Annotated in this window: 12 protein-coding genes; 6 read left to right on the top strand and 6 right to left on the bottom strand. The window is 39.6% G+C overall.

Features of this window, described 5'->3' with window-relative positions:
* Positions 1–50 precede the first annotated feature (50 nt).
* Positions 51–404 carry a hypothetical protein gene (locus tag L8106_RS22430; protein ID WP_009786758.1) on the top strand — a complete coding sequence of 118 codons (354 nt, stop codon included), beginning with the start codon at positions 51–53 and terminating at the stop codon, positions 402–404.
* A 231-nt stretch (positions 405–635) separates the two neighbouring features.
* Entirely contained in the window at positions 636–1,061 is a 426-nt protein-coding gene (locus tag L8106_RS22425; protein WP_009786757.1) for a DUF1824 family protein, read from the top strand.
* A 30-nt stretch (positions 1,062–1,091) separates the two neighbouring features.
* Here the strand turns inward: L8106_RS22425 and L8106_RS22420 are convergent, their stop codons facing one another.
* The 3 genes from L8106_RS22420 to L8106_RS22410 all read right to left on the bottom strand — a co-directional run bounded on the left by L8106_RS22420 (position 1,092) and on the right by L8106_RS22410 (position 5,115).
* The gene (locus L8106_RS22420) at positions 1,092–3,080 is read right to left on the bottom strand and encodes a WD40 repeat domain-containing protein (RefSeq protein WP_009786756.1); all 1,989 of its coding nucleotides are present in this window, start codon (positions 3,078–3,080) and stop codon (positions 1,092–1,094) included.
* Positions 3,081–3,359: 279 nt separating this feature from the next.
* The gene (locus tag L8106_RS22415; protein WP_009786755.1) at positions 3,360–4,226 is read right to left on the bottom strand and encodes an alpha/beta fold hydrolase; all 867 of its coding nucleotides are present in this window, start codon (positions 4,224–4,226) and stop codon (positions 3,360–3,362) included.
* A 277-nt stretch (positions 4,227–4,503) separates the two neighbouring features.
* Entirely contained in the window at positions 4,504–5,115 is a 612-nt protein-coding gene (locus tag L8106_RS22410; protein WP_009786754.1) for a hypothetical protein, read from the bottom strand.
* Between the two features lie 146 nt (positions 5,116–5,261).
* On the opposite strand from L8106_RS22410, the gene L8106_RS22405 reads away from it, so the two are divergent.
* Positions 5,262–6,443, top strand: a complete 1,182-nt coding sequence (locus L8106_RS22405) for a ferrochelatase (RefSeq protein WP_009786753.1) — start codon at positions 5,262–5,264, stop codon at positions 6,441–6,443.
* 981 nt (positions 6,444–7,424) lie between these two features.
* Here the strand turns inward: L8106_RS22405 and L8106_RS22390 are convergent.
* Together L8106_RS22390 and L8106_RS22385 are read right to left on the bottom strand one after the other, a co-directional pair.
* On the bottom strand, positions 7,425–7,814 hold the full coding sequence (locus tag L8106_RS22390) for a type II toxin-antitoxin system VapC family toxin (protein WP_009786750.1): 390 nt from the start codon (positions 7,812–7,814) through the stop codon (positions 7,425–7,427).
* Entirely contained in the window at positions 7,811–8,026 is a 216-nt protein-coding gene (locus tag L8106_RS22385) for a hypothetical protein (RefSeq protein ID WP_009786749.1), read from the bottom strand. Before L8106_RS22385 ends, L8106_RS22390 begins: the two co-directional genes overlap by 4 nt.
* A 242-nt stretch (positions 8,027–8,268) precedes the next feature.
* On the opposite strand from L8106_RS22385, the gene L8106_RS22380 reads away from it, so the two are divergent.
* Positions 8,269–10,155 (top strand): WD40 repeat domain-containing serine/threonine-protein kinase, encoded by a 1,887-nt coding sequence (locus L8106_RS22380; RefSeq protein WP_009786748.1) that lies wholly within the window; start codon positions 8,269–8,271, stop codon positions 10,153–10,155.
* Positions 10,156–10,636: 481 nt separating this feature from the next.
* Here L8106_RS22380 and L8106_RS22375 read toward each other — a convergent pair whose 3' ends face one another.
* Positions 10,637–11,731, bottom strand: a complete 1,095-nt coding sequence (locus L8106_RS22375) for a RuBisCO accumulation factor 1 (protein WP_009786747.1) — start codon at positions 11,729–11,731, stop codon at positions 10,637–10,639.
* Between the two features lie 275 nt (positions 11,732–12,006).
* Here L8106_RS22375 and L8106_RS22370 point away from each other — a divergent pair, with 275 nt between their 5' ends.
* Positions 12,007–12,504 (top strand): hypothetical protein, encoded by a 498-nt coding sequence (locus tag L8106_RS22370; RefSeq protein ID WP_009786746.1) that lies wholly within the window; start codon positions 12,007–12,009, stop codon positions 12,502–12,504.
* A gap of 75 nt (positions 12,505–12,579) precedes the next feature.
* Positions 12,580–13,884 (top strand): TldD/PmbA family protein, encoded by a 1,305-nt coding sequence (locus L8106_RS22365; RefSeq protein WP_009786745.1) that lies wholly within the window; start codon positions 12,580–12,582, stop codon positions 13,882–13,884.
* The last annotated feature ends 26 nt before the right edge of the window (positions 13,885–13,910 follow it).

The raw sequence follows: 13,910 nt of genomic DNA, 5'->3' as shown, positions 1-13,910 counted from the left end.
ACACTGTATATTAAATCAAATCGATACAAAACTTAAAGGAGGTGACGTCTGTGTTGAAGCAACAGCAAAACAAATTCAAGACAGTTCAACTAACCGAAGGAGTATTGGTACTTACCGCCTTCGATGATGCTTGCATTCCCGCCTTGCGTTCTGGATTTTCTGGATATCCCGTTAACCCGCGTTGGAATGCCGTTAAATTTCATGCTTGGAAAATCGGTCGTCAGTGGCGTGTTGCTCTGTCTACAGGTGAAATGACCGTTCGTTCGGCTGACTCAATGTTAGTCTCAAAAAGCGAAATCGAACAAACAACTGATTCCGAATTTCCTCGAAAGTCCAGTGAGAAAACCTCACAACCTTTCTTTCATAATCATGCCGAGCGTTCAGGAGAATTAACTCTTGCTTGAACCACATAGGGTGTTGGGCGGTTAATAGCCGCCCTCTTAATTTGTCCTCTCAACTGCTCATTTCACCTAAATAGATTGGGGTTAAACATCTTCGACCCATCACGACTAACCGTTGATTAACTCCCGCTTCACATCAAGCTTTAATCATAACTTTACCCTTGAATAAACCCCCTCAATCCTCTAGAATAGCATCAGTCTGGAATTATAACCCAGTAAATTTATTGAATTTATATGTCATCTTCACAACCTGCCAACCTTTCTATCGAAGCGGCTCAACAAACTCTAGAAGCTTTTACCTGTGCAGAGATTCAATCCATTAATCAGATCAAAAATCGCGATTCTATTTGTGCAGCTCTCCAACTTTTAGTCCAAAATTCTGAATATCAAATGCTTGGAATTTGTGCAGATTCTTTGGATGCAGCCTGGAACGCTCTCGAACAATATTTACAAAAACTGGGTTACAATATTACAATCAATCGCAACGCTGTAGAAGCAATAGAAGGCTCTGTTTACCTCAAGTTCAATGGTCGCAGTCAGTCTTACTATGCGAGTCCCTACACCGAAAAATATCGGGGTGTATTAGTATCTTGTCAATCTACAGATGAGACTGGAGTGAACGGCACCTATGGACATTTTCCCCTAGATTTATTTACCTAAACTTTTCTCTAAACTCACAATCAATTCTTTTTAATGACAACGCCAAACCATAATCACTCCATTATTACTCCCACTCGCTAAACATAATCCATCTGAACTAAAGGTCAGCGTATTTACACTATTAAAATGACCAGTTAAAGTCCGAAGTAAATATCCTGTTTCGAGTGACCAAATCTTAATGGTTTGATCTGAACTTCCACTCGCAATAAACTTAGAATCAGGACTCACCGCTAAGTCTAAAAGATCGTGATCATGTCCCGGTAGAGTTTGAATCAATTGTCCATCTTTGAGTGACCAAATCTCAATCGTATTATCCCAACTTCCACTAATCACAAATCGAGAATCTGAACTAATCACCACCGTTTTATAAGTTTGAAATGGCTCAAAAGTATGTTCAACTTTCCCGGTTTTGAGTGACCAAATATTGATGCTATTATCGACACTTCCACTGTAAATCAGTTCAGAATCAGTATCCACTGTAATAGCATTAACAGAATTAGTATGTCCGGTGAGGGTTTTTTGTAATTCCCCGGTAGCGAGTGACCAAATTTTAATCGTATTATCCCAACTTCCACTAACAATAAATTGAGCATTTGGACTGACGGCTAACGCACTCACCGAATAAGAATGACCTTGTAATGTTTCTAATAATTGTCCGGTTTTTGCTGACCAAATTTTAATCGTACTATCGACACTACCACTAATAATTTGTTGACCATCCGGTGTCATGGCTAAAGCAGTAATTGAGTTAGAATGACCTTTTAAATTTCGGATGAGTTGTCCGCTTTGTACTGACCAAATCTTAATTTTATGATCCCAACCCCCACTGACAATAAACTGACCATCTGGACTGATTGCAATCACATTAACCACATCAGAATGTCCAGTTAAGGTGAGAACGGCATTCCAATTTTGAGGGTTTTGTTTGGCTTTTATCTGTTGTTGTTCACTATCATTCTGAACAATAATTTGTAATTCTTGACGATAAATGTCTCGACGTTGCTGTTGTAAATCTTTGAGAACTGAAACATAAGGTTTCACCCACATTCGCGGAAATTCTGAACTTAATTTATACAGATGAGGTTGATAGTGAGGATCAATACTGAGATAATACCAATCAATCAGAAAAGTTGCTAAAAGCTGATGAATTGTCACAATTAATTGCCGAACTTGACGAATTGCCAGATCCGGACTTAACCCTTGGGAAATTAATTCTTTTTGTGCTTTTTCCCAGTTCCAAGGCTGAATTGGAATTAGAGAAACATTTTGATTTTGTAGACCCCAAAATCCGACGTGAAAATGCACTTCATAATCATTAATATCACTGTATAATATAAACGTTGGAACAGGCGATAACACCATTTGCAATTTTCGCACTTCAATATCGCCTAACGATCGCGTAAAATAGTCAGCATAAAACTCAACCGGACGCATATTGCTAGTTTGGGGATAATGTTGGTTGAGAAACCGTCTTAAGCCATTACCAATATCTTTTTTAAGATGTCTTTGCATCCCCAACGGACAATCTTCGCTAATATCAGGCGGTGCCATAAACATCAATAATCGATGATGTTCTTGTCCTTCTAATAAAATTCGTTCGGTTTCCTGACGACTCAGATTAGAAAACCATTTTTCTCGGTTCCAAATTGCATCGAGTTCATGGAGTTTAAGCTGAATTTCATTAGCTTGTAATTCCCGAAGAATTTCCCGTTGTAAGCGACTAATTTCGCGGCGATCATTAATTTCTTGCTGACGAATTTGTAGGCGACGTTCTTCTTGAGTCGTTTCTAAGGTATTAAACTCTTGAAGTCGGGTTTCTTTGCGTTGTGAATATTCAACTAAAGCCTCAACATAACGAGGATCTCCTTTCACTTTTTCAGGAATAGAAGGAAGATCAGATCCCGAAGCATGAGTCGAACGTTGACCATTCATTACTGACATTAACTGTCTACCGAGTTGACGCGCAACGGGAATTAAAAGCGGAGCAGCTAGGGGATAAAGATAAGGAGGAATTGTCATCTAAATTTTACCTCTTCACGGTGTTAAAATAATCCGCCTAAAATCGGGATTCAATTAAATAGATTCGAGTTTAAGAGACTTGCTTAAATTCAATCTGGACGGACACTATTGTTTGACAATAACTAGATTTATCAGAGTTTAAAAAAGGTTTGAAAATAAAATTTATCAGCAATAAAAAAAGCTGATACATCCGTCCTATCAATGTATTCAGAACAGATAAAATACCATTCTCCTCCAATAGCTTCCTCTGTTTTGTGTCTTTAATCGCATTGAATCCTGTTATCGGTTGATAAATTCGCGCACCCGTTTGAGGTATGTTGGTGCATCTTCCAACATCGGAAAATGAGCCGTATTCTCTAATATAGCCAATTCAATTTTATCATTCAACGCAGCCGCTTGTCGTCCCATTTCTGCGGGAATAATCTGATCATACTCTCCTGCAACTAATAAGGTCGGAACTGTAAATTGTGAAAACTGCTGAGGGAGCCATTCTGTCGCTTCTTTACTCACCGAGGTTAACACAGTACCATAAGCCGCGTCAAAATCTGCGAGCAAAAAGTCTTCTAAAAAAGCTTGACTAACAGATGTCGGTAAAGAACGATGTAAAAATCGCGCCATAAAAACCTTATCAACCAAGGGAATTTTAGCTAACCATTTGGGTCGAAATAAAACCACATACCGACTAAACTTATGAAACGTTGTAAAGGTCTTTTCATCATATTCAAAAATACCACTACAAGTGAACACCGCTCGTTCGACTCGTTCGGGATAAAGATTGATAAACAAAGCCGCAATTGAACCGCCCATCGAGTGAGCATTCAGATAAACTTTATCTAAATTTAGCGCATCCAATACCCCTTTAAGTTCGTGAGCATAATCAACCAATTCATAACTCAAAACCGGAAAAGAAGACTCCTCAATTGCCCGTGCTTTTGAACGACCAAACCCCCGCAAATCATAAATTAAACAATCAAAATGATCCGATAATGCTTGGGCTGTACTCGTCCAATAGCGACCTGAACCGCCCCAACCATGCAAAAACACCATCACAGGCTTACTTTGTTCCTGACTTGATGTTTTTATCCATTCATAATAATGTTGAACCCCATTGACATTAATATATGAATCCTTTAAATCCAACTGCATTTGATCAATTCACCCCGATAACGGTTTAAGTTTTTGTTCTAAAGTATAATAGATCTCTAAGATTTCCAGCAATTTTTTCAATGTGACTGAAAAACTGAGTCAGTTGATCGCGATCTAATCAACCCTCTGTTCTGACCCCATTACACACATCCAGCCCAAACGGTGCAACAGTTTGAACTGATCAAGCCACAGAATCACAATTCAACCCCCCAGCTAAAAATACAGGAACATTCACCAATTCCCAAACTTTACGGCTAATTTGCCTATCTAATTTTGACTATTCATGGTGACGGGTTAACCAATCCGATAAAACCGTTTTTGCGGTAGCGGGAGAGGCGGTTTCAACCCCCGTTAAAGTTCGATGTAGCCACCATCCTCGCGCCGTTTGCGGGGAACTCCACAAGTCTAGATGTTCAACAGGTGGATCAGCATAAAAGCTTTCCACGCCCCCTCCCAACAGCGCTGAACTCCAATGGGTAAAGCGATCGTGACTGATGCGGTAAATCGGAAAATTGCCCCCTAGAGGGACTCCCCAACCGTCTAAGGCGATCAACGCTTTGACTTGGCCCCCCGCCTGTTGCCACATCCAAGCCGCAGCGATCGCCCCGACAACCCCCGCACTAAAACAAATAAAGATAATTGGTAATTTCGGTAATTTAACGTCATTCTGCCCAAAACTACCATTAGCAGGAGGGAAAGGGGCAGGACTTTGCGTTACACTACATAAATAGTTAAAAATGTCAATACCCGAATAAGCGGGATAATCCTGGGTCGGAAAAACAAACAAATTCCCCGACTGAAAACGCGATCGCCAATCGCCGAAAAGCTGACTGAGAAAGGATTCTGTTAACATCGGATCGTGAATACCCGGACAAATAACAACCGCCATAACCCAAATTCGGTTCAACTTCTTCTATACTGTAGATCAAGCTATCCCCCCCAGGGGGATGTTAAGCTATGCAGGCGAGTAAAAAGGATAAATTTAGTCCTAGATACTCCCCATTGTAAATAACAACTATTTTTGAGGATAACAAAGTGGTCGCAACTCCCGAAAGAACACAAGACAATATTTCTGTATCCGAGAGTCAACCTCAAGATCGAGTCGCTGTCCTGTTGATGGGATACGGTGAAGTCGAAAGTTATGAAGATTTTGCGAATTATAACGAACAAGCTTTGAACTTGTTAACGGCTAAATTTGCGCCTGTTCCTACATGGATTTATCCGCCTTTAGCCAAACTATTAGCGGTATTTGACTTGCATGAATGGAGTCACCAACATGGTAACTTTATCTCTCCTCACAACGCGATTTTTGAACAACAACGGGCGGGAATAGAACACGAACTTAAGCACAAATGGGGCGATCAAGTTAAAGTGTTCAAAGCTTACAACTTCTGTAAGCCGTTTCTTCCCGAACAGGTATTAGAACAAATAAAAGCAGAAGGATTTGATAAGATTCTGATCTATCCGTTGTTAGTGGTTGATTCTATTTTCACCAGTGGAATTGCTGTCGAACAGGTGAATAAAGCCTTAGCCAACTTAGCAGATGGAAAAGAACATTGGGTCAAAGGTCAGCGTTATATTCCGTCATTTTATAACGAACCGGGCTATTTAGACTTGATGGCAAACATGGTCGAAGAAAAGATCAAAAAAGAATTAGCCGTCGCCCATTTACCCTCACAAACAGCGATTGTCTTAATGAATCATGGTTGTCCTCACAAAGCCAAAGGATTCACATCAGGAATTGATGAAAGCCAAGCGATGTATGAACTGATTCGTGAACGTTTAATTTATCGTTATCCGTTGATTTCAATTGGTTGGTTGAACCATGACACCCCGTTAATTGACTGGACACAACCTAACGTTAAATTAGCTGCCCAAAACTTAATTGAATTAGGGGCAACTTCTATTGTGTTTATGCCGATTGGATTTGCTACAGAAAACCATGAAACCCTGTTAGATGTAGAACATATTATCGAAGGATTACGACGCCAACATCCCGAGATTACCTATGTACAAATGCCCTGTGCAAATGACCATCCAGAGTTTATGAAAATGGCAGCAGAATGGGCAAATCCGCAGATTGAAGCACTATTAAATGAAACAGCTTTGGCAGTCAATCCACAATTGGCGTCGGTTCAAGCCCAAGAAGTTCATAACCACGAACATAGCCAACATCACCATGATCACAGTCATGGTCATCATCATCACCATCATTAATCCTTAACTTTCAGGGGTTAAATAAAACCCCTAATTAACATTTCTTCTCCCCTCGCCTCGTAGGAAAGAGGTTAGGGGAGAGGTTAAATTACCCCCCTCAGTCCCCCCTAAAAGGAGGGAATAATTATCCGTTTCCCTTTCCTCAGTTTTTGTAAATTTGTATTCAAATAACTTGACTTTTTATGAAATCTTAAACATCCAAAAATATAAACATCCTGATACTACTAAGAAGAATATTAAAAAAATTACTTCTGCAAAAGTTTTTGTTATCTTATATAAAATAATTACTATTATTCCTAAACCGATTATTAAGAACAAAAACTCGATTATTTTACTTAAAAACTCGACTGTTCTACTTAGAATATCTTGGTCTATTTGAAGACAAAAATTATTGAAACCATATTGTTGACAGTACATTTCATAATGATTTAGAATATATTCTTTCATGTATTTTTTAATAAAACTACCTTTTTACTTGTTAGAGATTAATCCCAAAATTGCTATAATTTAAAGTATAGAAGCTATCAGAATAATTGAGTTGGTTATTCTTTTAAAACTTCTAACCTATTGGCTTATCATTCTTTAACCACAAGAATTGTAAAATCCGATTTGCTCATCGCAATGGACTGTATGGTTGTTAATTGTATATTGATAGCTCTTTGAAGCATTAGGCAACAAAAAGATAAAATAAAATATTCCAATTAAAAAAATAGAAATCCAAACTTCTTTTTTAAGAATAATATTAACTAACTTTTTGATGAAATTTTTAAAATCGTTATTTAACTCTTGCATATTTTAGGTTTTTCCTTTCTCGGTGATTAAGTAAATACTATTTTAACATTAAAACACACCAGTGACGTTTTGACCCCTTAAAGAAAATTTACTTTGGCAGAATCCCCTTATAAAAGAAAGAGCTAGGCTGGCTAGGTCAATATTGTTGAATACTCCCCTCGCCTCGTAGGAGAGGGGTTGGGGGAAAGGTTAATCTGGTGTTTTATTCTTCAAGTAATTCAGAATTTTTTCATCTTGAGTAATTAATAATGAACTGTAAATTTTAGCCGTTGCCACAATAATCTGATCTGCTGGGTCGGCATGAAATCCAGAAAGCCGTGTTGATTCAAGGATAATAGGAAGGGTTAATTCTAACAGTTGAATACCAGGATATTTTAGAGCCAGTTCGAGCCACTCTTCTACCGAACACTCAAAAGCAAGTCTATTTTTTTCAACTAATTTGGCAACTTCCCAGCAAGAAATAATACTGATACCCAACCCGCTTGCTTGGTTTGATTGAATAATCTCACGGTTTTGGGAAGACAATTTCGGGTTTTCATCAACCCACCAAATCCAGATATGAGTGTCTAGGATAATCATGTCAAAGCCTCCCAATCTTCTATGGCTACGGGTTCATAAGGTTCTTCGTAGGAAATGACTTTTCCTCGCAGGGGGCGATGTTTAGAGGTAAGCTGCTGTGAGGAGATTAACCGCATATCATTTTTAACCGTTTGTAAAATGGCTTCAATGATTGCAATACGTTCCTCAATAGAAGTGTCTTGTAATTGGTTAATAATTTCCGATTTATTCATGGTTTTAATTCAAAATTAACAGTTGTGCAGCATGATAGTTAATTATGATTGTAGCTTCGTAAAGTTACCGTTCTTCTCCCCTCGCCTCACCCTGCTTTCCAAGTCCCCCCTAAAAGCAGGGAAGAATTATCCGTTTCTCTTTCCTCGTAGGAAAGGGTTGGGGGAGAGGTGACAATCGAGGTTTACGTTTGGGGTGAATTTAAGAGAAAATAGAGATAAGATCCCCAACTATCTCACACCGTATGACGTGCTGTTTAAACCCCCATTGTCCCCAACCCAACAACCCCGACGTAAACCGTTATTGTCAAGCTTGCGGCGTCGAATTAATTCCCATTTTGAGAGGTCATTATCGAGTAATAAAATTGTTGGGGGAAGGGGGTTTTGGTCGAACCTATATCGCGGAAGATATTGATAAACTGAATGAATATTGTGTAGTTAAACAATTCACCGCAAACGTTCAGGGAACCGGGGCTTTAAACAAAGCCACACAACTGTTTGAACAGGAAGCCCGACAACTTCAGCAACTCGGCAAACATCCCCAAATACCCACATTATACGCTTATTTTGAGGAAGGGAAACAGTTATTTTTAGTTCAGGAATATATCGAAGGCGAGACGTTATCACAATTAGTTAAAAAGCAGGGAGTTTGGAAAGAACCACAAGTTAAACAACTGTTAGAGAATTTATTACCCGTTTTGAAATTTGTTCACGAACAAAAGGTAATTCATCGAGATATCAAGCCGGATAATATTATTCAACGTCGGGGTGATGAATGTTTTGTGTTAATTGATTTTGGGGTAGCCAAACAGTTATCTACAACGGTATTACAAACAACAGTTGGGACTCGTATTGGTTCGGATGGTTATGCTTCTATCGAACAAATGCAAGGCGGGGAAGCTTATCCGGCGAGTGATTTATTTAGTTTGGGGGTAACTTGTTTTTATCTGTTGACTGAAGTTCATCCCTATAATTTGTTTTTGGAAGAAGGTTATGGTTGGACTCGCAACTGGGAACAACATCTTAAGCAATCTGTTAGTCAGGAATTCAAGGAAATTTTAACGAAGTTACTGCAAAAAGATGTTCAGCAACGTTATCAGTCTGTTTCTAATATTTTAACAGCTTTGCGATCGCATTCTACAAAAAGTTCTCAAACTCCTAAACCTTCACCCGTTTATCAACATCCAAAACCAACTCCATCTTCTCAAACTTCTCAAACCTTAGCTTCACCTGTTTCTTGGCAAAATGCAACCTGTATTAAAACTTTAACAGGACATTCAAATCATGTTAGGTCTGTTGCTTTCAGCCCCGATGGTCGAATTTTAGCGAGTGGAAGTAATGACAGTACCATCAAATTGTGGGACATGAAAACTCACCAAATAATTGCTACCTTAAAAGGACATTCACATTGTGTCAGGTCTGTTGCTTTCAGCCCCGATGGTCGAATTTTAGCGAGTGGAAGTGTTGACAATACTATCAAACTCTGGGATGTCGAAACTCGAGCGACAATTGCGACTTTAAAAGGACATTCAAATTCTGTTGTTTGCGTAGCATTGAATCAGAAAGCGAATATTTTAGCAAGTGGGAGTGCTGATAAAACTATCAAATTGTGGGATGTTTCCACTCACAGAGAAATCGCCACTTTAGAAGGACATTCAGGTTGCATTAATTCTGTAGCATTCAGTCCCGATAGTAGCATTTTAGCCAGTTGCAGTTATGATAAAAGTATCAAATTGTGGGATGTTGCCACTCACAGAGAAATCGCCACTTTAGAAGGACATTCAAGTTATATTCTTTCTGTAGTATTCAGTCCCGATAGTCGCACGTTAGCGAGTGGGAGTTTTGATCAAACTATCAAATTGTGGAATGTAAAAACTCAAGGGGAATTTGCTACCTTGAGGGGACGAAATTCAAGTTCAATCTGGTCTATAGCATTAAGTAAAGATGGTAGCACTTTAGCTAGTGGGAGTAAGGACAGCACCATTAAATTGTGGAATGTGAAAATTCCTAACAAAATTACTACCTTAAAAGGACATTCACATTGGGTAAGGTCTGTTGCATTTAGTCCCGATGGTAACACGTTAGCCAGTGGAAGTTATGACAAAACGATTAAATTGTGGCGACCTGGGTAGGTTGGGTATTTTGTCAGTTTTTTCACCCGTTTTTTCACCCGTTTTTTCACCGGGGATTGAAATCCCCGTCTAATAGTTAAAGTCGGTTTCAACCGACTGCATTATTTATTGTTAGTTCCGCAGTAATTTTTAGTCCTCTTCAGAGGACTTTTGTTGTTAGGCGGGGATTTTAATCCCTGACGGACTGACAACAGGATTAAATTGTGGCAACCTGGGTAAGTTGGGTTTTTATTATCAGGTTTAGGGCGCAAGCCTTGCGCCCCTACGGTTGGGGATTTTGTGTATAAAATACAAATAACAACGATTCCTCTTTGTAGGGTGGGTGACAATTAATTTCTAGTATAAATCACCAATTTTAAGGAAAGTCACCCACCCTACACCTTTTTAACGGGAATTTAGGGGGATCTTGTAAAAGTCCCCCAGAATTGGGGGATTTAGGGGGCGGGGGATGATCGGGGAATATAATCCGGAAGAGGTCAAATTAATCCTCAAATTGCAACAAATTCCCAAGTTGACTCTCATCAAACACCTTTTTCGGACGCATAATTAAAATCAATTGTCCGAACAACGATAATTCTGGATCTTCTTCAAACCACTGTAATTCTAGTTGGTTATTCTGTTCGATCAAAAAATAACGATCTGCTTCCCAATTCCGTTGTGAACGATCAATCACCACTAAAACAGGTTCAATTTTTCCCGGTAAAGGATTGGGTAAAGTGTCACTTTTACCAATAATAACAACCGGATCTTCTGCTTTTGTAATCACTTGCCAACCCGGAAGCGGTATCCACACCCCCGAACCCGAAAATTTAACCATCCGAAACGGTTCAGATTCATCCGTAATTGGCACCGCTTTTAAATCATCTAACGTTAGGGGAAATTCACCAACAACAGGCAAAATACGGGGTAAATCTTCATCCGATTCTAAGCGATAAACGGGTAAACGAGGGGCGGGACGAGTGGAAACAACGGAAAAATCAGTTAATAGTTTTTCAATGTGTTGTCGGGCGTCGGGAGAATTAGCAAATCTTAACCCTTTGGCAATTAAACGCGATCGTTGTTGGAGATCGCTATGTTGTCGGGCGGCTTTCCAACATTGGTAGGCGATCGCATCCCCCGGATGTCGGGTAAACCCCTGCGGTAAATTGCTAACCCGAGAGAGATCTTTGATCGCCTTTGTCAAATCCTTGGCTTCGTCAGCATCAATCCTTTGAGATAAACTAAACTCAGCCGCCTCTAGACGTTGGGGTTGGGTGAGGATGCGAAACTCATAGAGAATATCACTTCCTTTTTGCTGAAAATGCGATCGCACCTGTTCGGAGGCGCCACCTGTGACCAAAGAGGTGTAAACTTGAGAAGCGACAATCACCAGATTTTGCTGAATCGGTTCAAATCCGGTTTCTTCAAACAGTTTTTGGGAATTGTAGCCCGATTTTTGTAGTGTCGCACAGGCTTGTCCCCAGTCTACCCAAGTTCCTTCTTTACGACGGAGTAATTGTACCAATTCTTCTACATTCCCGATCTCGTTAGAAGGTTGGGAGTTTGGGTTCGGGTTGTCTTGCGGTGTTCCAGTCATAACGTTCAAAATCCAGTTTGAGTTTACCCTACACTCTAATTTTGTGATTCAATATTCAAGTGAAAGGTAACGGAGTGATTGAAGTTGAGTTAAAATCCGGTTAGATTACTCATACTTTATTTAGTTTACCGGAAAAGGGAAACTTCAGGCAATCGGAAATGCTTTAATTTTTTGAAGTTTTCTCTGGGGGAAATTCTGACTCCTGTACTGAATGTTTTTTGGGCTTTTCGTCGCACCATTTTTCGACTTAACCTCTTGATTATTTTCTTGCGCTAATGAATTCTAAACTCTTAATCAAAGAAATCTATAAAAAAGTTCCGATGTACCGTTTATTTAATCGTTTATGGGTTCATCCCCATCAGATTAAAGGATATGGAGTCGCCGATATTGAATGTGATTATCCCCAATGGGGGCCAGGTGAAGATTATCAACAGTGGTTTGATGAAAAAATGGACACCTTTCAAGTGCAAACTTTCTCACCTGAAAACAGTCAAAATCCCCAAAATTCTATTGAGTTGGTGAGAGTTTTGATTTTACTTTGTGATCCCGTCGTTGAAATGAATTTTTTACGATATGTTGATCCAGCTTTAGATTCAGGAGATCAATTTTTTGTACCGATGCGGGTAGCCACTGAATCTTCATTAAAAGCGTTAGAACCCTCCGAAGGAATAGAACTTCATATTCTGGCGGAAAAAACAAACACTGGAATTCTTTATCCTGATGAAATTTTAGCCGAGATTAACGAAACGCAATGGACAATGACTTGGGAATAATTTCCGATCTAAAATGAGGAAATTGGCTAAAGTCTAACGATAAACCGACCAACCGCAACTTTCAAAAATAATATTATGGTAAACTTACTTCTAGAGCAACTATTAGGACAGGCAACTCAAAAAGTCGATGCGGCTGAGGTCTATTTTCTCTCCTCTCAAGATACACCGATTGAGTTTGAAAATAATCGCCTCAAATCCCTACAAACCAAAGCCAAACAAGGCGTCGCTTTACGAGTGATTCATAATGGGAAATTAGGATTTGCTAGTTCAACTGATTTAACCCGACTTGATGATCTGATCGATGCAGCCATTCAAACCGCAGAAATTGGTGATCCGGTAGAATTTGAATTTGCAGCAAATTATCATCATTCTAGCCCCAAAACATCCTACACTCCCCCCACAACTCAAGAACTTGTAGAATTGGGTCACTCGTTAATCGATCAAATTCATCACTACAATTCAGAAATTCTGGTGAATGTTGACTTTCATGTTCGCACTCAAGTTGTACAAATTGCCACTAGCCAAGACGTTTTTGCCGAACAATCCAGTCAAATTTTAAGCGGAAGTTTGGGCGGAAATCTGGTTCGCGGTGAAGATTTTCTCGAAATTTACACCTATGATATTGCCCGAGATAGACTAATTGAAAGCGATCGCCTAGTCGAAGATTTAATTCAAAAATACCGTCTCGCCGAACAAAAAGCAACGATTTCTAGTGGTTCTTTTCCCGTTTTATTTACTCCCAGGGCGGTAGCGATGGTGTTAGGGCGGTTGTTTAAAACCGTGTTATCCGGTCAAACTGTTGTTCAGAAATCCTCGCCTCTCAGTGATAAACTGGGTCAAACACTATTTGATCCTCGCTTTAGTTTATCAGAAGATCCTCAGTTTGGGCCGGGTGCTTGTGACTTTGATGACGAAGGAACTCCGACAACTTCTAAAACTTTAATTGACAACGGCACCGTTCAAGGGTTTTATTGGGATAGAAAGTGGGCAGTTCGCGGTCAAGTTCAGCCGACTGGAAATGGTTTTCGCGGTGGATTATCCCGTCCTGGGCCTTCTTTAGTGAATCTTTGTATCGCCCCAGGAAGCACTTCTACAGACGATTTAATTGCTAGTATGGACGAAGGATTAATCGTTGATCAAGTGTTGGGGGCGGGTCAGTCAAATCAACTCGCTGGAGAATTTTCAGTCAATTTGGATTTAGGTTATAAAGTCGAAAAAGGTAAAATAGTCGGCCGTTTGAAGAATACAATGGTAGCAGGTAACATTTTTGAAGCCTTTAAACAATTAGGAGATTTAAGCGATCGCCCGGAATGGTTAGGCGGAAGTTCTTATGTTCCCAGTATGTTGTTTAATCAGTTGGGAGTTGCCGCCCGGAAATAAATTGGGTATTAAAACTGTTCAAAGAT

The organism is Lyngbya sp. PCC 8106 (assembly GCF_000169095.1).
Taxonomy (GTDB): domain Bacteria; phylum Cyanobacteriota; class Cyanobacteriia; order Cyanobacteriales; family Microcoleaceae; genus Capilliphycus.
This window is presented reverse-complemented; position numbering and strand designations above follow the sequence as displayed.

What these genes read in the sequence shown, in the direction of transcription:
- L8106_RS22370 (WP_009786746.1), top strand. Translation starts at nt 12,007, where the DNA reads ATGAATTCTAAACTCTTAATCAAAGAAATCTATAAAAAAGTTCCGATG.
- L8106_RS22410 (WP_009786754.1), bottom strand. Translation starts at nt 5,115, where the DNA reads ATGGCGGTTGTTATTTGTCCGGGTATTCACGATCCGATGTTAACAGAA.
- L8106_RS22375 (WP_009786747.1), bottom strand. Translation starts at nt 11,731, where the DNA reads ATGACTGGAACACCGCAAGACAACCCGAACCCAAACTCCCAACCTTCT.
- L8106_RS22365 (WP_009786745.1), top strand. Translation starts at nt 12,580, where the DNA reads ATGGTAAACTTACTTCTAGAGCAACTATTAGGACAGGCAACTCAAAAA.
- L8106_RS22380 (WP_009786748.1), top strand. Translation starts at nt 8,269, where the DNA reads ATGACGTGCTGTTTAAACCCCCATTGTCCCCAACCCAACAACCCCGAC.
- L8106_RS22415 (WP_009786755.1), bottom strand. Translation starts at nt 4,226, where the DNA reads ATGCAGTTGGATTTAAAGGATTCATATATTAATGTCAATGGGGTTCAA.
- L8106_RS22390 (WP_009786750.1), bottom strand. Translation starts at nt 7,814, where the DNA reads ATGATTATCCTAGACACTCATATCTGGATTTGGTGGGTTGATGAAAAC.
- L8106_RS22420 (WP_009786756.1), bottom strand. Translation starts at nt 3,080, where the DNA reads ATGACAATTCCTCCTTATCTTTATCCCCTAGCTGCTCCGCTTTTAATT.
- L8106_RS22425 (WP_009786757.1), top strand. Translation starts at nt 636, where the DNA reads ATGTCATCTTCACAACCTGCCAACCTTTCTATCGAAGCGGCTCAACAA.
- L8106_RS22385 (WP_009786749.1), bottom strand. Translation starts at nt 8,026, where the DNA reads ATGAATAAATCGGAAATTATTAACCAATTACAAGACACTTCTATTGAG.